This window comes from Pseudomonas fjordensis (assembly GCF_976987115.1).
Map to the genome: position 1 here is coordinate 5,947,167 of NZ_OZ336860.1, position 19,137 is coordinate 5,966,303.

16 protein-coding genes are annotated in these 19,137 nt (G+C 62.7%); 3 read left to right on the forward strand and 13 right to left on the reverse strand.

Annotated features, from left to right (window positions below):
• The first annotated feature begins 16 nt into the window (after window positions 1-16).
• Window positions 17-1,255, forward strand: a complete 1,239-nt coding sequence (locus ACWHXD_RS27185; protein WP_056792022.1) for an MFS transporter — start codon at window positions 17-19, stop codon at window positions 1,253-1,255.
• 127 nt (window positions 1,256-1,382) lie between these two features.
• On the opposite strand, the gene ACWHXD_RS27190 is transcribed toward ACWHXD_RS27185, so the two are convergent.
• From ACWHXD_RS27190 to ACWHXD_RS27205, 4 genes are all read right to left on the reverse strand, one after another.
• Entirely contained in the window at window positions 1,383-3,566 is a 2,184-nt protein-coding gene (locus ACWHXD_RS27190) for a xanthine dehydrogenase family protein molybdopterin-binding subunit (RefSeq protein WP_138761899.1), read from the reverse strand.
• On the reverse strand, window positions 3,563-4,552 hold the full coding sequence (locus ACWHXD_RS27195; protein WP_020301733.1) for an FAD binding domain-containing protein: 990 nt from the start codon (window positions 4,550-4,552) through the stop codon (window positions 3,563-3,565). The genes ACWHXD_RS27190 and ACWHXD_RS27195 overlap by 4 nt, the downstream gene beginning before the upstream one ends.
• Window positions 4,549-5,073, reverse strand: a complete 525-nt coding sequence (locus tag ACWHXD_RS27200) for a (2Fe-2S)-binding protein (RefSeq protein ID WP_138761898.1) — start codon at window positions 5,071-5,073, stop codon at window positions 4,549-4,551. Before ACWHXD_RS27200 ends, ACWHXD_RS27195 begins: the two co-directional genes overlap by 4 nt.
• Before the next feature lie 96 nt (window positions 5,074-5,169).
• Window positions 5,170-5,616 (reverse strand): DUF4879 domain-containing protein, encoded by a 447-nt coding sequence (locus ACWHXD_RS27205; protein ID WP_138761897.1) that lies wholly within the window; start codon window positions 5,614-5,616, stop codon window positions 5,170-5,172.
• 188 nt (window positions 5,617-5,804) lie between these two features.
• Here ACWHXD_RS27205 and ACWHXD_RS27210 point away from each other — a divergent pair, with 188 nt between their 5' ends.
• Both ACWHXD_RS27210 and trmA read left to right on the forward strand, forming a co-directional pair.
• The gene (locus ACWHXD_RS27210) at window positions 5,805-7,100 is read left to right on the forward strand and encodes an NCS2 family permease (protein ID WP_003194342.1); all 1,296 of its coding nucleotides are present in this window, start codon (window positions 5,805-5,807) and stop codon (window positions 7,098-7,100) included.
• Entirely contained in the window at window positions 7,097-8,176 is a 1,080-nt protein-coding gene (gene trmA, locus ACWHXD_RS27215; RefSeq protein ID WP_138761896.1) for a tRNA (uridine(54)-C5)-methyltransferase TrmA, read from the forward strand. The genes ACWHXD_RS27210 and trmA overlap by 4 nt, the downstream gene beginning before the upstream one ends.
• Before the next feature lie 114 nt (window positions 8,177-8,290).
• On the opposite strand, the gene ACWHXD_RS27220 is transcribed toward trmA, so the two are convergent.
• The 9 genes from ACWHXD_RS27220 to ACWHXD_RS27260 form a co-directional block, all read right to left on the reverse strand.
• Window positions 8,291-8,755, reverse strand: a complete 465-nt coding sequence (locus ACWHXD_RS27220; RefSeq protein WP_138761895.1) for a DUF2442 domain-containing protein — start codon at window positions 8,753-8,755, stop codon at window positions 8,291-8,293.
• On the reverse strand, window positions 8,752-9,180 hold the full coding sequence (locus ACWHXD_RS27225; protein WP_032895219.1) for a DUF4160 domain-containing protein: 429 nt from the start codon (window positions 9,178-9,180) through the stop codon (window positions 8,752-8,754). Before ACWHXD_RS27225 ends, ACWHXD_RS27220 begins: the two co-directional genes overlap by 4 nt.
• Before the next feature lie 134 nt (window positions 9,181-9,314).
• Window positions 9,315-10,643, reverse strand: a complete 1,329-nt coding sequence (locus ACWHXD_RS27230; RefSeq protein WP_138761894.1) for a TolC family outer membrane protein — start codon at window positions 10,641-10,643, stop codon at window positions 9,315-9,317.
• Window positions 10,640-11,962, reverse strand: a complete 1,323-nt coding sequence (locus tag ACWHXD_RS27235; protein WP_032895216.1) for an HlyD family type I secretion periplasmic adaptor subunit — start codon at window positions 11,960-11,962, stop codon at window positions 10,640-10,642. The genes ACWHXD_RS27230 and ACWHXD_RS27235 overlap by 4 nt, the downstream gene beginning before the upstream one ends.
• Window positions 11,959-13,707 (reverse strand): type I secretion system permease/ATPase, encoded by a 1,749-nt coding sequence (locus ACWHXD_RS27240; RefSeq protein WP_138761893.1) that lies wholly within the window; start codon window positions 13,705-13,707, stop codon window positions 11,959-11,961. The genes ACWHXD_RS27235 and ACWHXD_RS27240 overlap by 4 nt, the downstream gene beginning before the upstream one ends.
• Before the next feature lie 170 nt (window positions 13,708-13,877).
• Window positions 13,878-14,498, reverse strand: coding sequence for a heme acquisition protein HasA (locus ACWHXD_RS27245; protein ID WP_032895212.1), 621 nt, complete (start codon window positions 14,496-14,498; stop codon window positions 13,878-13,880).
• Window positions 14,499-14,579: 81 nt separating this feature from the next.
• Window positions 14,580-17,234 carry a TonB-dependent receptor gene (locus tag ACWHXD_RS27250; protein ID WP_138761892.1) on the reverse strand — a complete coding sequence of 885 codons (2,655 nt, stop codon included), beginning with the start codon at window positions 17,232-17,234 and terminating at the stop codon, window positions 14,580-14,582.
• A 200-nt stretch (window positions 17,235-17,434) separates the two neighbouring features.
• Window positions 17,435-18,433, reverse strand: coding sequence for a FecR family protein (locus ACWHXD_RS27255; RefSeq protein WP_138761891.1), 999 nt, complete (start codon window positions 18,431-18,433; stop codon window positions 17,435-17,437).
• 63 nt (window positions 18,434-18,496) lie between these two features.
• The gene (locus tag ACWHXD_RS27260) at window positions 18,497-19,018 is read right to left on the reverse strand and encodes an RNA polymerase sigma factor (protein ID WP_138761890.1); all 522 of its coding nucleotides are present in this window, start codon (window positions 19,016-19,018) and stop codon (window positions 18,497-18,499) included.
• Window positions 19,019-19,137 lie beyond the last annotated feature (119 nt).

Here is a 19,137-nt window from a genome sequence, read left to right on the forward strand (position 1 = left end):
GCCGACCTGATTGCCGATGCCCAGTGAACCTGCGTTGCTGTTACGTCACCACCGCCCTTTCATCGCGTTCTGGCTGGCGCGGATCTTTACCGCCAGCGGTTTCCAGATGCTCACCGTGGCGATCGGCTGGAACCTCTACCAACTGACCGGCAATGTGCTGGACCTGGGCCTGGTCGGCCTGGTGGAATTCGTGCCGCGCGTGCTGTTCATGCTGCACACCGGGCACGTGGCGGATCGCTATGAACGCCGCCGGGTCGCAGCCATCTGCCAGACCTTGCAGGCGCTGATTGCCTTGTCCCTGGCCATCGGTGGCCTGACCGGCAACGTAACCCGCGAGATGATCTTTATCCTCGCCTTCCTGTTGGGCGCCGCCCGTTCATTTGAAATGCCCACCACCCAGGCGCTGTTGCCGAGCATCGTGCCCAGCGCGCTGTTCCCCCGCGCCGTGGCGGCTTCGCAATCGGCCCAGCAACTGGCGACCATCGTCGCACCGGCCGTTGGGGGGTTGCTCTACGCCTTTGGCAGCGTGTGGGTGTACGGCCCCACTGTGGCGCTGTACCTGATCGCCTGCGTGCTGACCCTTAACCTGCCCGCACGCCAGACCCCGCTGAACAAAGCCAAGGCCACCCTGGACTCGCTGCTGGCCGGCATTCGTTTTATTCGCAGCCGCCCGGACATTCTCGGCGCCATCTCCCTGGACCTGTTTGCCGTGCTGCTGGGCGGCGCCACTGCGCTGTTGCCGGTGTTCGCCAAGGACATCCTGCTGACCGGCGCCTGGGGCCTGGGCCTGCTGCGGTCGGCGCCGGCCGTGGGCGCTTTGCTGATGTCGTTATGGCTGGCGCGCTTTTCGGTGGACCGCCAGGTGGGCCGCGTAATGTTCACCGCCGTCGGCGTGTTTGGGGTGGCAACCATTGCCTTTGGCCTGTCGACCTCGTTCTGGTTTTCCCTGGCGGTGCTGGTGGTATTGGGCGCGGCGGACATGATCAGCATGGTGATCCGTGCGTCGTTCGTGCAGTTGGAAACGCCAGATGAAATGCGCGGGCGGGTGAGTGCGGTCAATGGCCTGTTTATCGGTGCGTCCAATCAATTGGGCGAGTTCGAATCCGGGATAACCGCCCACTGGTTTGGCACCGTGCCTGCGGTGGTGATGGGCGGGGTTGGTACGCTGGTGGTGACCGGGGTGTGGATCAAGCTGTTCCCGACCCTGGCTAACCGGGATCGCATGCATGTGCCGGTGGAAGAAGCCAAGTTATAGGCGTCACCGCCATACCTGATGTTGGAATACAGTCAATGTGGGAGCGGGCTTGCTCGCGAATGCAGTGTGTCATTCAGTACATCACTGACTGAACCACCGCATTCGCGAGCAAGCCCGCTCCCACATTTTAAAGGACCTTATCCAAGGTAATCGGAAACTCCCGCACCCGCTTGCCGGTGGCATGGTAAACCGCATTCGCCACCGCCGCCGCCACCCCGACAATGCCGATTTCCCCCACGCCCTTGGAGCCGAGTGCATTGACGATCTCGTCGTGCTCTTCGACAAACAGCACATCAATCTCGCCAATATCGGCGTTCACCGGGATGTGGTACTCGGCCAGGCTGTGGTTCATGTAGCGCCCCAGCTCATGGTCGACCTGGGTCTCTTCATGCAGCGCCATGCCAATGCCCCACACCACGCCGCCGAGGATCTGGCTGCGGGCCATCTTGGGGTTGACCACGCGTCCAGCGGCAATGGCGCTGACCACGCGGCTGACCTTGATGGTGCCCAGGTCTTCGTCGACCCGCACTTCGACGAACACCGCCGAGTGAGTAGCGCTGGCATAACCCTCGCGCTTCTTGTCGGGCTGGCTGTCGACCTGTACCTCCAGGGCCTCTTCACCGCTGTCCTTGACCAATTGCGCCAACGACACGCTCACGTCACCGCTGTGTAGCTGGCCGTCTTCAAACCGCACCGCTTCGGCCTCCTTGAATACCGGGTAAGTCTGCCGGGCGATCTCCAGCAACTTGGCATTCAGCGCTTCACACGCTTGCTGCACGGCAGTGCCCACGGACGAGACGGTAAACGAGCCGCCCTGCAACGGCGCGGTGGGCAACGACGAATCGCCCAGCACAAAGCTGATATCGGCCATCGCCACGCCACTGGCCTGGGAGGCAATCTGGGTCATCACGGTATAAGTGCCGGTGCCAATGTCGGTGGTGGCACTACTGACAGTGAGTTTGCCGTTGCTATCGATGTGGGCCTTGGCGCTGGCCTTCATCTGCATGGCTTCCCACACGCCGCCGGCCATGCCCCAGCCGATCAACTGGCGGCCGTCGCGCATGCTGCGCGGTTCCGGGTTGCGCTGGCTCCAGCCGAAGCGTTCGGCGCCTTCGCTGTAGCACTCGCGCAGGGCCTTGCTCGACCAGGGTTTGTCTTCGTTCTGGTTACGTTCGGCGTAATTGATCAGGCGCAATTGCACCGGGTCGATGGCCAGGGCGCAGGCCAGTTCGTCCATGGCGCACTCCAGGCCAAGCACACCTAGTGCGGCGCCGGGGGCGCGCATATCCAGCGGGGTAAACACATCCAACGGCGCTAGTTTGTAGGTCAGTTGCACGTTGTCGCAGTGATAAAGCATGCCGCTCCACTCCACCACGTGCTCGCTGAAATCCTCGAAGCGCGACGTCTGGCCAATCGCGGTATGCCCCAGCGCCAGCAAGCGCCCATTGGCGGCGGCGCCCATCTGCAAGCGCTGCAAGGTGCGCGGGCGATAGCCGAAGGTGAACATCTGCTGACGAGTCAGGGTAACGCGCACCGAGCGCTTGAGCGCCATGGCCGCCATCACTGCGAGCGGCAATTGGTATTGCGGGCGCAGGCCCGAACCGAAGGCGCCCCCGACAAAGGCAGCAAAGATGCGCACCTGGTGCTTGTCCAGGCCGAAGACTTTTTGCACGTAGGCCTGGCAGTTCTGCGGGCCCTGGGTCTTGTCATGGATATGCAGGGTGCCGTCGGGCTGATACAGCACGGTGCTGGCGTGAGGTTCCATCGGGTTGTGATGCTCGATGGGCGTGCTGTAGTGCAAGTCCAGACTGATTGCGGCACCGGCCCATTCAGCCTCGAAGTTACCTCGCGGTTTGGGCGGGGTCTGGGGCGACGGGTGCGCCGCCGCTTGCTGGGTGAGCAGGTCGGTTTCGAAGGCTTCAGGCGCGTAGTCGATCTGCACCAGTGAGCCGGCGTGCCGCGCCAGTTCGAGGTTATCGGCAATCACCAAAGCCAGGGGCTGGCCGCTGTAAAGCACGCGGTCGTTATACAAAGGGCGAAAAGGCGAGCCATCGGCCGCATCGGCATCGGCGAACGCCTCGTCATAGCTGGCGATTTTCGGTCGATTGAGGTGATGGATCACGTCCACCACACCTGGCAGCGCCAACGCCTTGGACGCATCGATGCGCAGCACCCGGCCTTTGGCGATCGAACTCGACACCACGCTACCATGCAGCAGGCCGTCCTCGGGAAATTCACCGGCGTAGCGCGCTTGGCCGGTGACCTTGAGCAGACCGTCGACGCGGTCCAGGGGTTTGCCGATGGCGCTCATGGCTGTTCTCCTGCGACGGCGGCGTCGCTCAGGGCACGAATGATTGCGCGCCGGGCCAGCTTGACCTTGAAGCCGTTGTGTTCCAACGGTTCGGCGTCTTGCAGCAGGGCGTCGGCAGCGGCGCTGAAGGTTTCGCGGCTGACCGTGCGGCCGATCAGCAAGGCTTCCACTGCGCGGTCACGCCAGGGTTTATGGGCCACACCGCCCAAGGCCAGGCGGGCGTCGATGATTTCATCGCCGTCCAGTTCCAAGGCGGCAGCCACCGACACCAGGGCGAAGGCATAGGAGGCACGGTCGCGGATCTTCAGGTAGTGGCTGTGGCGGGCCAGATGATCGGCGGGCAGTTCAATCGCGGTGATCAGCTCATCGTCGGCCAATTGGTTGTCACGTTGCGGCGCATCGCCTGGCAAGCGATGGAAGTCGGCGAACTCGATCACCCGCGCGCCGCCGCGTCCTTCTACATGCACCCGCGCCGCCAGCGCCGCCAGGGCCACGCACATGTCCGAAGGATGGGTGGCCACGCACTGTTCACTAGCGCCGAGGATCGCATGGATACGGTTCAAGCCGTTGCGCGCCGGGCAGCCACTGCCGGGCTGGCGCTTGTTGCACGGCACCGCGGCGTCGTAGAAGTAATAGCAACGGGTACGCTGCAACAGGTTGCCGCCGGTACTGGCCATGTTGCGTAACTGCGGCGACGCCCCGGCGAGGATGGCCTGGGACAGCAACGGGTAACGCTGCTCGATCAGCGGGTGCCAGGCCAGGTCGGCGTTGCTCACCAGCGCACCGATACGCAGGCCACCCTCGGCGGTCTCTTGAATGTCATGCAGCGGCAAGCCGGTGATGTCGATCAGGTGCTCGGGATGGCTGATGTTTTCTTTCATCAGGTCCAGCAGGTTGGTGCCACCGGCGATAAAGCGCGAGGCGGCGCTGCTCATCTGCACGGCCTGCTGCACATCGGTCGGCCTGCTGTAGTGGAAGGGGTTCATGACTCACCTCCCTGGCGACGGCAGGCCGGCAGCGCGTCTTCGATAGCATCGCGGATGTTGTTGTAGGCGCCGCAGCGGCACAGGTTGCCGCTCATCAATTCCTGGATCTGCGCACGGTCGTGGGCGCGGCCTTCATTGGCCAGGCCCACGGCAGAACAGATCTGGCCGGGGGTGCAATAGCCGCACTGGAACGCGTCGTGCTGGATAAAGGCCTGTTGCATGGGGTGCAGCTGGTCGCCGTCGGCCAGGCCTTCGATGGTGGTCAATTCGGCGCCGTCGCACATCACGGCCAGGGTCAGGCAGGAATTCACGCGTTTGCCGTCACGCAACACGGTGCAGGCGCCGCACTGGCCGTGGTCGCAGCCTTTTTTGCTGCCTACCAGGTCCAACTGTTCGCGCAGCAAGTCCAGCAAGGTGGTCCAGGGCAACACGTTCAGTTGGCGAGCCTGGCCGTTGAGTGTCAGGCGTATCGGGTGGGCGACGAACGGCTGGGCCGCCGCGCCATTGGGGGTCGCGCTCATAAACACCTCACGGGTTGGTGTACGTCCGCGGCGTTCAGGAAAATCGCCGTCTTAGGGGTACGACTTCCCGGTTTTTTGAGCGTTCAAGATGATTGATCAGCGGATATTGAGCTGGGCTTTCAGGGTGTTTTGCGGTGGGTTGATCGAGGTATTGGTGAATTCGAACCAGCCCTGGGCCTGGACATTCAGGTCGAACACATAGATGTAGCCCATCAAGGTGCCCACGCCGCTGCACGCCTCACTGATGTTGCCGACCTGGCACACCGCTGTGCGTTGCCCATTCAACTCGGCGCCGTTGAAGCGGCCCATGGGGCTGTTGCCCAGGCCGACTTCCATCACCGAGACCTTGGTGGGCCCGCGGTGCTCGCACATCTGGGTGGTGTTGACCCGTTCCTGGATCGCTTCGCTGCAGTTGGCCGATTCCACCTTGAACACCCGCACCTCGCTCAAGGCCGGTGCAGTCGCGCCCCATGCCGGTGCCGCGCCCAGCCACAGGCCGATACTGGCGATCAGAGCTAGACTCCACGGGTTGGCTTTTTTCATGCTGTCGATGACCGGCTGTTGAACGTCGGCGCAGTATGCCTCAAGCCCATGCGCCACACAGCCTCGGCTGCTGGTATGATGCGCCGCTTTTTCCGATCCTCTCTGAATCCACAAGCGCTTGGCGCAGTTTGTGCTTTGACTTAGAGGTCAACAAATCACGACGCACACTAGCGTCACAGGGAGCCGGCATGCTGGAAAAGCTGTTTCAACTCAAAGCCCACAACACCAATGTGCGCACCGAGATTCTCGCGGGGATCACCACCTTCCTGGCCATGGCCTACATCCTGTTCGTGAACCCGAGCATCCTCGGCGAGACCGGCATGGACAAGGGCGCGGTGTTTGTCGCCACCTGCCTGGCGGCGGCCATTGGTTCGACCGTGATGGGCCTGATCGCCAACTACCCGATTGCCCTGGCACCGGGCATGGGCCTCAACGCCTTCTTCACCTACACCGTGGTTCTGCACATGGGCCACACCTGGCAGGTGGCGCTGGGCGCGGTGTTCATTTCGGCGGTGCTGTTCTTCCTGCTGTCGATCTTCCGCATTCGTGAGTGGATCATCAACGCCATCCCCCTGCCCCTGCGCTCGGCGATTGCCGCCGGCATCGGCCTGTTCCTGGCGCTGATCGCCCTGCATAACGCCGGTATCGTGGTGAGCAACCCAGCCACCATGGTCGGCCTGGGCGACCTGAAACAACCGGCACCGATCCTGGCCACCCTGGGTTTCGTGCTGATCGTCGCGCTGGAAGCCCTGGCCGTACGCGGCGCAGTGCTGATCGGCATCCTGGCGGTGACCGTCGCCTCCATCGTCCTGGGCTTCACGCCGTTCATCGGCGTAACTTCAGTACCGCCGTCTCTGGCCCCGACCTTCCTGCAGCTGGATATCAAGGGCGCGCTGGACATCGGCCTGGTCAGCGTGATCTTCGCCTTCCTGTTCGTTGACCTGTTCGACAACTCCGGCACCCTGATCGGCGTCGCCAAGCGCGCCGGCCTGATGGGCAAGGACGGCCATATGCCAAAAATGGGCCGTGCGCTGATTGCCGACAGTACCGCCGCCATGGCCGGTTCCCTGCTGGGTACCTCGACCACCACCAGCTACATCGAATCGGCCGCAGGCGTGAGCGCCGGTGGCCGTACCGGCTTGACCGCCATCGTGGTCGCGATCCTGTTTTTGCTGGCGCTGTTCTTCTCGCCACTGGCCGCCAGCGTACCGGCCTACGCCACCGCGCCAGCCTTGCTGTTTGTGGCGGTGTTGATGAGCCAAGGCCTGGCCGAAATCGACTGGGACGACATTACGGTGGCAGCGCCGGTGGTGATCACCGCCCTGGCGATGCCCTTCACTTACTCCATTGCCAACGGCATCGCCTTCGGTTTCATCGCCTGGACCGCCATCAAGCTGCTTTCGGGCCGCTACCGTGAGCTGAACCCGGCGCTGGTGATCCTGTCGATCCTGTTTGTGATCAAGCTGGGCTGGTTCAACGCATGACTTTTGACGCCGCAAGCTACACCGCTCAACTGCAAGACAAGGTCACGCGCCTGCGTGACCTGCTGGCACCGTTCGACGCGCCCGAGCCGCAGGTCTTCGACTCGCCGCTGCAGCACTTTCGCCTGCGTGCGGAGTTCCGCCTGTGGCGCGAAGGCGGCGAGCGCCACTACGCGATGTTCTCCCAGGAGGACAAGCGCACGCCGATCCTCATCGAAGAATTCCCCATCGCCAGCCAGCGCATCAACCAGTTGATGCCGCAACTCAAGGCCGCCTGGCAAGCCAGCGCTGCCCTGAGCCACAAGCTGTTCCAGGTGGAGTTCCTCACCACCCTGGCCGGCGACGCGATGATCACCCTGTGTTATCACCGCCCGCTGGATGAGCACTGGCACACCGCCGCAAACAAACTGGCCGCTGAGCTGAATGTAAGCATCATCGGCCGCTCCAAGGGCAAGCGCGACGTGATCGGCCATGACTACGTGGTGGAGAAACTTGACGTCGGTGGCCGCACCTTCAGCTACCGCCAACCCGAAGGCGCGTTCACCCAGCCCAACGGCACGGTGAACCAGAAGATGCTCAACTGGGCCTATGAAGCCCTGGGCGACCGCCCGGACGATTTGCTGGAGCTGTATTGCGGCAACGGCAACTTCACCCTGCCGCTGGCGACACGCGTGCGCAAGGTCCTGGCCACCGAGATCAGCAAGACCTCGGTGAATGCGGCCCTGAGCAACCTGGATGAAAATGGCGTGGATAACGTCACCCTGGTGCGCCTCTCCGCCGAAGAACTCACCCAAGCCCTGAATGAAGTGCGCCCGTTCCGCCGCCTGCACGGCATCGACCTGAAAAGCTACGCGTTCGGTAGCGTCTTCGTCGACCCGCCCCGCGCTGGCATGGACCCGGACACCTGCGAGCTGACCCGGCGCTTCGACAATATCCTGTACATCTCCTGCAACCCGGAGACGCTGGCAGCGAACATCGCGCAACTGCACGACACGCACCGGATCACCCAGTGTGCAATGTTTGACCAGTTCCCGTGGACGCACCATATGGAATCGGGTGTGTTGCTGACCCGCCGATAAACCTGCAAGGTAGGCGCGAGCTTGCTTGCGAAAAACGTCAACGATAACGCGTGCTTCCTGGAGGAACGCGGTGCCTGTGGGTTTTTCGCGAGCAAGCTCGCTCCTACCGTTTATTCAAGTGTCTGTTGTATCTGGGGTATCCGGTACTTCCTTGCGTGGCCGGCCACCCTTCTTGCCATTGGCGCGAGCCGCTGCGGTTTTAGCCGCGCTGCTTTTGCGGCCATTGCGCGATGCCACCAGGCTGGTTGCCAGGTCCATCAGCGGCTGGCTTGTAGCGATCAACCCTGTGATGGAAACATCCAGGTCCTGCGCCTCACAGCTAATCGCCTTGCCACCGAACGTCACTTCCAACTGCTGGAAATCCTGCGCTGAAAACCCTTCGAACTCCGGCAGGCCAGCCACCGGCAACACGACGCGGCTGCCATCGCTGAAGCCAATGGAGAGGCTGTCGTTTTCATAACGCACGTTGCTGGCGTTGGCGTACAGACGTTTCAACTTGCGCCCACGGGCGATTGCCTTGTCAACGTCGGCTTCAGTGAGAGGTACATAAGGTGTGACTTTGGCTTTTATGATTTTCATAAATTAATCCCCACGCAATCTGGCGCTCTTACCAGATTCAAAATTGTCCGTTGCGCTACGACGTCGTGCCTGGCGCTCGCGATGACGTAGACACCTTGTCGAATGACCAACCCCGCGACCAACTCGCCAGCGTCCCAATTCCAGGAATGATTCTCCAGGCAAACCGTCTGCAGTTTTTCCCACCAAATCCTGCGTGCCCGTGCCAAGTAGTGCCGCTGCATGATCGCCCCGCGTATCTCTTTCAGAAGTGCTAGGGGTGGCCGCCTCCGTTCAGGCTCTACGTCCCACAACTCAACTTCCCCATCCAGGAAACTGAAACGAAACCGTGCATCCCATCCCTTGCCCCTGACATGCACATGGGGCGGGCAATGCTCATCCCTGAAAAACACCGAAATGACATAGCCTTTGTAAGCACCTACCCTCATCGTAACCCATCCGTTAGGTTATTTTCCGCCAGGTAACAATTTCCCTCTGCCACCCGACAACCGGCTCCTATTCCCGAAGCTGTTTCACAGATTAGTCACCACAAAAAACCCGGCGAATGCCGGGTTGTAACCACTCATGCCGAGGGTTGGAAATACCCGGCCAGTGCCCGCAAGTCCTGCTCGCTCAGCAACCCCGCGTAATACTTCAACTGAATGCGCGCCAGCAGGTAGGCATGCCGGGCATTGGCCAGGTCACGCCGGGCGGTGAACAGTTGTTGTTCGGCGTCGAGAACGTCGAGGTTGACCCGCTCGCCGCCACTGACGCTTTTCTGGGTGGCGGTGACCAGTGCCGTGGCGGACCTGACTGCCATTTCATAGGCCCGCACCTTGGCCGCGCCGCTGGTGTTGAGGTTGAATTGCTTGCGCAACTCCACCAACGTGGCAGCGGTTTGCGCGTCCAGCTCGTATTGGGCCTGGGACAGTTGGTTGGCCGCCTGACGGGTGGAGGCCGAGACCGAGCCACCGGCAAACAGCGGCAGGCTGACCTGGATGCCGACGCTGTTGGTGTCGTACTTCTGGTTGTAGCTGCTTTCTGAATCGGAATGGGTCTTGCGGCTGGTCGCGTACAGGCTGACCTTGGGCAAGTGCCCGGCGCGCTTGCGTTCCACTTCATAAGAGGCCACGTCGAGCGCGTGGTGCTGGGACTTGAGTTCAGGGTTGTTGGCCATGGCCAGTTCACGCCAGGTTTCGAATCGGTTGGGCTCAAGCGGCGCGATCTCAAATGGGCGCGCCAGGGGCGCCAGTTCTTCGATTTGCAGCGGCTGGCCGACAATGGCTTCCAACTCACGCAAGGCACTGTCCTGGGCATCCACGGCTTCGATCTCTTCGGCCTGGGCCAGGCTCAGTCGCGCCTGGGTTTCGAGCACATCGGTACGCGTGCCTTCACCGCCTTTGAGCAGACGGTCATTGAGCTGCAGGCGCTCGGCAAACGCTCGTTTCTGGGCACGGCTCAATTCGATGCGTTCTTGTGCCAGCAAAGCCTGGCTGTAGGCGCCCAGCACCCGCACGGCCAGCTCCTGGCTCTTGCCGCGAAAACGCTCATCGGCCATCAACGCCTGGGCGGTGCCTTGGCGAAAACGCGCATAGGCTTCGTAATCGAGCAGCGGTTGCTGCAAGGTCAGGGCCGCGGCGTAGCTGCGGTAATTGCGGTCGCTGGTGACGTTACCCAGCGCCGTGCTCTGGGTGACTTCGGACTCATTGCGCGAGTTGTTGTAGCTCCATGACAGGTTCGGCAGCAGCGCCGCCCGACCGATCACGCGGTTTTCTTGCCCGGCCTCCCGCGCCTGAATCGCCGCTTGAAAGGTTGGATCGTTGCGCAGCGCCAAGTCATACACATCCAACAACCCCAGGGCGTGCGCCGCCGGTGTACAGCTTAAACAGAGGGTGAACAACAACGCCTTCATTCTTCCACCAGGGCCATATGGGTGCGATCCAGCAAGGGTTTGAACAGGTAGTTGAGCATCGAACGCTCACCGGTCTTGACGAAGGTTTCCACCGGCATGCCCGGGCGGATCTGCACGCCGTCCAGTTGCTGCATGCCCGCCGCGCTGACCTGGGCCCGTAGCGTGTAATACGGCTCATCGGTGCGCTCATCCACCTGGCGATCGGCCGAGACCAAGGTGACTTCGCCCGCCACCCGTGGCGTGGTGGACTGGTTGAACGCCGAAAACATCAATTCAACCGGCAAACCCGGGTGCACCTTGTCGATCATCTGCACCGGCACCCGTGCTTCCACCAGCAGTGGCTCGCCTTCGGGCACGATGTCCATCAGCGCCTGGCCGGGCTGGATCACCCCGCCTTCGGTGTACACCTGCAACCCCACCACCACGCCAGACGCCGGTGCGCGGACCAGGCTGTTGGCCAGTTCGAATTCGGCAGAGGCCAGGCGATTGCGCAAATCGTCGCTGCGGGTGCGGGTCTCGGCCAACTGGCTGCGCAGGTCTTTCTGAAAGTCCTCGCCGAGCTGGCGGATGCGCAGGCGCAGTTCCAGTACCTGGCGCTGCAACTGGCCGATACGGCCAAAATCCTCAGCGATGGCTCCGTCGATTTGTGCGTACAGCCGCTCGCTGTCGAGCAGGCGATTGCGCGGGATATAACCCTCGCGCGCCAACTCGCGCAGGCCTTGCAGTTGCTCAGTCAACGCCGCCCGCTGCTGCACTTTGCTCGCCTGGGAATCCCGCGTCCCCCGCAGTTGCGCCTCAACGCCGGCGATGGTTTCACGCAAGCCTGCCTGCTCGGTGGCCAGCGCCTGGGCGCGGCTGTGGAACAACTGGCGTTGCAGGCTCAAGGTGCTGGCGGCCTCAGGATCGGCCAGCAACTGGGGCGCAAAGTCGATGGTCGCCAGGCCTTCACTCTCAGCATTCAAGCGCGCTTCGCTGGCCAGCGACGCCAGGTATTGGCTGCGCAGTGACTGCATCTGCCCGCGCAATGGGGTTTGCTTCAAACGTAACAGCACCTGGCCGGCGCTGACCCGGTCACCGTCACGCACCTGGATACGCTCGACGATCCCGCCCGCCGGGTGTTGCACCGTCTTGCGATGCCCCGACACCATGACCTTGCCCGGCACCGCCACGCCCTTGTCCAGCGGAGCCAATGCCGCCCAGCCGAGGAACCCGGCAAAGCCGCCGAGCACCAGCCACCAACCCAGGCGCGAGTATTTTTTGTCATCCAGCGCCAGCACGTTGGAGGTGTCACTGACCAAAATGGGCTTGCTCTGGCTCATGCGGGTTTTCCTGCACCGAGGCGGTAGCTCATGCTCATGGTCGAGACCGGTTTGTTTGCCGCAGTTTTTTGCCGCGCCTCCAGCACTCGCGCCGTGGGGCCGAAGGCCTGCATCTGGCCGTCCTTGAGGATCAGCAACTGGTCGGTGAGGCTCAGCACGTTGGGTTTGTGGGTAATCAGGATCAAGGTGCGGCGTTGCTGCTTGAGCTGGGCAATGGCCTGCAACAACGCCTGCTCGCCCACTTCGTCGAGGTTGGCGTTCGGTTCGTCCAGCACGATCAGTGCCGGTAACCCATACAGCGCACGGGCCAGGGCCACCCGTTGCTTTTGCCCGCCGGACAAGCCCGCGCCGCCCTCCCCCAGTTGCGTGTCGTAGCCCTGGGGCAGTTGCAGAATCAATTCATGCACGCCGGCCATTTGCGCAGCGGCGAGGACGGTGTCGGCCTCCACCGCTTCAAAACGCGCGATGTTCTGCGCGATGCTGCCGGCGAATAACTGGATGTCCTGGGGCAGGTAACCGATATGCGGGCCGAGTTGTTGCTTGTCCCACAGGGCCAGGTCGGCGCCATCAAGGCGCACCTTGCCGGCCAAGGGTGCCCAGGCCCCCACCAGCACTCGGGCCAGGGTGGACTTGCCGCACCCCGACGGGCCGATAACACCCAGTACATCCCCGGCCGGCAGGCTGAAACCCAGGTTAGCCAGGGCAGGCCGGCGGCTGCCAGGGGCGCACGCGCTGATCTGCTCCACGCTCACCTGGCCCTTGGGCACGGGCAGGCTCATGCGCGCCGGTCGCGCCGGGTTGTCCTGCAGCATCAGCGACAAGCGCTCATAGGCCAGGCGCGCCGAACCCCATTGTTTCCACACGCCGATCAACTGGTCGATGGGGCTCAGCACACGGCCCATCAGGATCGACCCGGCAATCATCATCCCCGGCGTTATGTCGCCGTTGACCGCCAACCAGGCGCCCAAGCCCAGCACCAATGATTGCAGGGTCAGGCGCACGCCCTTGGACCACGCGGTGACCACCGCAGTCTTTTCACTCGCCAGGTTCTGCTGCACCAGAAACGCCTGGTGCTGGCTGAACCAACGCCCGCGCAAGGTGGCGAGCATGCCCATGGCTTCAATGGTGTCGGCGTTGCGCAGGTTGGCCGTGGCCTGCTGGCTGGCGCTGATCGACAGTTGGCTGGCCAGGGCCATCGGTGCCTGGCTGACATAATGATTAGCCCAGGCCAATGCGATCAGCAGCAACGCGCCAGCCAATGCCAGCAGGCCCAGCCAGGGGTGGAACAGGAAGATCACCAGCAGGTACACCGGAAACCACGGCGCATCGAAAAAGGCGAACAACGCCTGGCCGGTGGCGAACTGGCGCAAGGTGGTCAGGTCGTGCAGGGCCTGGCCCGCCGCCTGGGTGCCACCCTGGAGCTGTGCTTCATAGGCCGCGTCGAATACACGTTGGTTCAAACGCATGTCCATCTGCGTACCGAGGCGAATCACCACCTGACTGCGCACCCACTCCAGCGCGCCCATCAAGCCGAACAGGCCGAGGATCATCAGCGTCAGCATCAGCAGGGTCATCTGGTTGCCCGAGGCCAATACGCGGTCGTACACCTGCAACATGTACAGCGCCGGGGCCAGCATCAGCAGGTTGATCACCGCCGAGAACAGGCCGATGTTGAAGAAGGCGCTTTTATAGGCGGTGAGTGCAGCCAGCATCTCATTCGCGCGCTTGGCACCGGGCCGAGTCATGAAGGGCATCCCATTGAAGAGTCAAGCAAGGGCCCGCCCGGTGCGTTGACAGCACCTGTGGCGCGCCCACAGAATTTGCAGCCGCCGCCGCCCTGGCCTGCAAAAACTCGGGCGGCGACGGTGTTTGAGCAAGGCCGATGAAAGAGCGATCTTTCATCGGCTTTTTTGCATCAGGCGGCCAGGGCGAAGTCGTGCGGCGCGTCCTGAATGCCCACCAGGCCCACATCGGCAGCCGCAAACGCAGCCGGCTCCTGATGGGCCACACCGGCAGCGGCCAGTTGATCGAAGGTGGAGTTGACCGACAGGCTTGGGTCGATGCCTTTGAGCAGGGTGTCGATGGCCGAGGCCAGCGCCGAACTGTCGCCGCTCATCAGGCCGTACACGACTTTGTGCACCTGGCCATCGCGGCCTTCGGACTGCAGGCTCGACAGGCCCAGGTTGGTGAAGCTGACTTCCTGGTTGGCGATGGTGTAGCCACCGCTGCTCGCGCCGCCGGCGAGGGTATCGCCCAGGGTCAGGCCGTCGAGCGAACCCCACAAGGTGTGGGTCGGCGGATTGAACAGGGTGTAATGCAGGCTGCCTTCAGCCACCACCGCCGCATCGCTGACGCTGCTTGTCACGCCATATTGGGTGCCGTCGAACGGCCCCGGGTTGAAACCACCGGTGTTCACACCCTCTTTCACCGAACCTTCACGGTGGTTGAGATCACCAAAGTAAGCCGACCAGTCGTTCAGGTATTGGGCGACGGTGCTGGCGGCGTAGGTCGTGCTGTATGAAATAGAAATGCTCATGCAAAACTCCAAGTCATTGGGTGGTCACTCCCCAGCAAGCCGGTGCCTGCTGTGGTTTTGCCCGTCACTGGGCAAAAGCGGTCAGAACTGATATTCAACGGTGCCCTGCACGGTGCGCCCACGGCCCAGAGTGAAGGCCAGCACATCCCCGAGCGGCACCAGATAGGCGCGGTCGGTGACGTTCTCCATGGCCAGGCGCAGGGTCAATTGGTCGGTGGCGCGGTAGCTGCCATACAGGTCGAAGACGGTGTAGGGCTTCCAGTCAGCGGGGTAGACGCCGGTTTGCGAGGTGGTCACCCCGGCGGCGCCCTTGACGTAGTAGCCGGCGCTGTAGCGGGCACGCACACCCACGTCCAGCTTGCGCTCAAAGAACCGCGCGCCCAGCGTGGCGGTGCCGCGGTCCATGGGCATGTGTTCGGAGGAGCCGAGGATCGCGCTGCACCCCACGCCGGCATTGGCCGCGTCGTCCGGCACCATCGCGTCTACCGGTGCACGGTTACCCGGGCGTTTCTGGGTCTTGGTCACGCCGCCCAGCCACGCGGTTTTGCTGCAGAACTTATTGCTGCCAAGCATGCGCGTGTAGTTGAACTGGCCGTAGGCAAAACCGGCGTCGTAATCGAGTTGGTATTCAAGCCCCCGAAAACGCGTGGTCTCCAGGTTGTTCACATAGGCCGCACTGCCGATATTGACGTTGCCATAACCCGGCGGCTGTACGCCCAGGGCCATATAGGAAAAGTCATCGACCCGGGTGTTGAAGTAGGACACCTTCATGCCCACGCGATCATCGGAAAACAGCAGGTCTTCCTTGAGCACATTGAAGCCGACTTCCCACGCCGTAGACCGCTCCGGCTTCAGGTAAGGGTTGGGGAAAATCGACTCCGAACCGCCGCCGTGGGGCCGGCCGCTGACCATGGTTTCGGTCACTGCCGGCGGGCGCCAGCCCTTGCCATAGGTGGCGAAGAGTTGCAGCCAATCCACACCCGGCTTGACCGACAAGCCAAACGTCGGCGAAAAACGGCCCTCCTCGCGATCCACATCGTAAGTGGTGGGCACACTGATCTGGCGAGTGGTGCCGATGATGAAGGTGCGGGTGTTCAAGCCGGTATCGCCGCGCAGCCGATAACGGTCATAACGCAAGCCGGCGTTGAGGTTCAGCCAATCGTCGTAGTCGAAATCCAGGCGCCCGAACAGGCTGCCCATGGCCCGATCACCTTTGGGCGTGATGCTCTCCGCCGCCGAGGCCGTCAGCGCCGAACCCGCCTCTACCCCCTGGTTGGAGTCCGGCCGGACCTTGTCGTAGAAAAACTCCAACCCATAGTTGGCCTTGAGGGTGGCCAGTTCCGTCAGGGCAAAGGTCGAGAGGTTCTGCGCCTGTACGCCGTAGGTATTGGTTTGATAGGTGACGTCGTAAGCCTTGCTGATACCCCGGGCCAGGGTGGATTGGTCGTTGCGGGTATCGACATGGTAGAGCTTGGCCTTGAAGTCGATCAGCGGGTTGTCTGGCGCATAGCTGTAATCGAGCGCGAAGTTCTGCGCCTTGACGTTGCTGCTGCCGAGCTTTTCCCATAACTGGGGCTTTTCGGCGGTCATCATATTGACGTCGTCGTAGTCGACTTCGGTGACCAGGTAGCTCAGTTGCAGACGCTGCTCAACCGGAAGATTAAGCCCCAGCTTGAGCAAGCGTGAACGCATCACCGAGCCCGAATAGGCAACGGTGGAGTTCTTGATCCGCTCCTCACTGGCCGGCATGTACGCCGCGCCGCTACGCAACTCGCCAATGCTGCCCCGGGTGCCGGGGTTGTAATCGCCGAGGTGACGCTCGCTGGCGGCCACCAGCATGTCCCAGACATCGGTGCCCACGGCAAACGCCGAACTGCCGATAAAGTGCGTGCCGTTGCTGCGCCCACCCAGCCCCGAGGTGAGCCGAATGCGCCCGCCGATTTGCTTGCCATCCTTGAGCAAATCAGCGGCTTCAAGCGTGCGGAAGTTAGCCACCCCGCCAATCACCCCCGCACCGCCCTGGGTGGAGGTCGCGCCCTTTTCGATCACCACCTCGGACAGCAACTGCGGGTCAACATACAGCGTGCCATTGCGTTGCTGGTGACCACTTTGCTGGTAATTCTGGCGCATGCCATCGACCGACATATTGACCCGGCCATAGTCCTGGATACCGCGGATATTCACCGACAACCCTGGGTCTTGCTGGCTGACAGCTGAGTAGACGCCCGGCGCCTCTTCCAGCATCTCGGCGGCATGACGCGGCGGGTTGCGATCCAGCTGTTCGCGCCCCACCACACTCACCGAGCGTGGGGTTGAATACACCCAATCCTGCGGGTGCAGGCCGGTGACCGTGGTGGTGGCCAAGGCCAGGGCACCGGCTTGTTGTTCCACCCGGGTGAGGGTGACCTGGCGATCCCCGGTAAAGCGGTACTCCACCGGGGCGGCGCCGAGCAGGCGGCCCAGGCCTTCCTGCACGTCAAAGCGACCCTTGAGCGCGGTGCTGCTCAGCCCGTGCAGGCGCTGGCTGTCGAACAGCACCTGCAGGCCGGCCTGGTCAGCGAACGCCAGCACCGCACTGCCGAGGGATTGCGCAGGGATATCGAACGTCAGCACGGCGGACTGAGCCGTGGCAGCTGGAGGCTGCGCATAAGCCGGGACGGCCACGGTGAACAACCCCAGGTGAATGGCCAGGGCTAAGCGGCTGCCGGTGATACGCCCCTTGGTGAGTGCTGACATTGGTGGTGATCCCTACGCTGAGCATTTTTTGTTTATGCGAATACTTCTCACCTAGCAAGACGTGCGAGGCGCGGGAAGTCAGTAATATTTTTTGCAGGAGCGAGCTTGCTCGCGAAGAACGTCAACGAAAACGCGGTGCCCTGGGTTTTTTCGCGAGCGAGCTCGCGCCTACAGGGGCATCGGTTTTTAACGGGGGAAGGTCAGTAGATCAGGCTGAGGCCAGCCAGCTCCACGCGTTGCACTTGAAGCTCTTGGGTCAGGGTGGCCAGGGCGCTGTCGAGCATGTCCAGGCGGAAGACGCCGCTGACTTCGCGCTCGCCCAGGTCCGCGTTAGCCAACACCACACGCCCGGGGCGGTAACGGTTGAGTTGCTCGATGACCTTGGCCAGCGGCTGCCGGTCGAAGATCAACACACCACGGTGCCAACTGGTGGCGCGATCCACATCAAACTGATCCAGGCTGACCACCCCGTCCTGGGGGCTGTAGCGCGCAGCCTGGCCCTGTTGCAGGACCTGCTCGGCAGGGCCGTTTCTGGGTGAAGCCGGCACTGACACTTCGACGCTGTGTTGCAGCACACCCACCCAGGCCTGGCTCTCGCGTTCACGTTCGACCACAAACCGTGTGCCCAGCGCCCGGGTCTGGCCGCCGGCACTGTGCACCACGAACGGTCGGGGTTCTTCGCCGGCCATCGGCGCCACCTGAAAAATCGCCGAGCCCTGGAGCAGGTTGACGCCGCGCTGTACGCCGTCGTACTCAAGGCGAATGGCGCTGTCGGAATCCAGCTCCACCACGCTGCCATCGGCCAGGTGCACCGTGCGCACTTCGCCTTTGTGCGTGACGTAGTCGGCCTGCAAGCGCAGCAAGGCATCCGGCCCGCGTACCCAGCCGATGCCCGCCGCCACCACGATCAGCGCCACGGCGGCCGCACGTTGCCACGGCCGTCGACGTTTGGCGCGGCGCAAGGGTGTAGCGGCCGCGGGCGGGCGCTGTCGGTGTACAGCCTCGTCCTTGTGCACCTCGCCCAGCGCCGCCCAGGTCTGTTCGGCAAACCGCAGGGCCGCTTCGTGGCGGCTGTCGCGGGCGATCCACTGGCGCAGTTCGGCTTGTTCCTGTTCGCTCAAGGCACCGGCGTGCAGACGCACCGCCCACTCGGCGGCCGCCTCGGTAATGCTGTGCTGTTGCGGTCCCTGGCTATTCACGTGTGAATCTCGAATTCTCGTTATATAGACGCTGTGACGTCTGGCCTGGCGTATTTCGGTAATTCATTCGTCGGATGGCGTCACCTCGCCTTCCTGCAAGCGCTGCATCACGTACGCCAAGGCCTTGGCCAGATGCTTTTGCACGCTGCTGTCGCTAATGTCCAGATGCCGGGCGACCTGAGCGTGGGTCATGCCTTCGATACGGTTCAAGCGGAAAATCTGCTGGGTGCGCGTCGGCAATTCCGAAAGCGCCTGCTTCAATGCCTGCCGCTGTTGCTGCGCCATTGCCTGAGCCTCCAACCCGGCCACGTCATCTTCAATCTCGGCCAGCGCCTCGTGGGGCACGGTGTCGGTCTTGCGCCGTGCTTCCTGGCGAATATGGTCGATCAGCAGATTGCTCGCCGTTCGATAGAGATAACCCTGGGAGTTGTCGATACGCTCACCGGCCGGTTTTTCTGCCAGGCGCAGGAAGCTCTCCTGCACCAGGTCTGCGGCCAGTTGCGGGTCCCGTACCCTGCGGGCCAAATACCCGCGCAGCGTATCGGCGTGCTTGAGAAACAGGCCCTTGAGATCCACGTCCGACAAACCGACTCCCTGGAATGTTAAGGAAACAGGCGGGCATCTTAAGCGTTGTCGAGAATGATTTTCAATTGATATCTAATCCGATTGAGCCTAGCGTTTGCCTTGATTAAACGTTCGATCAC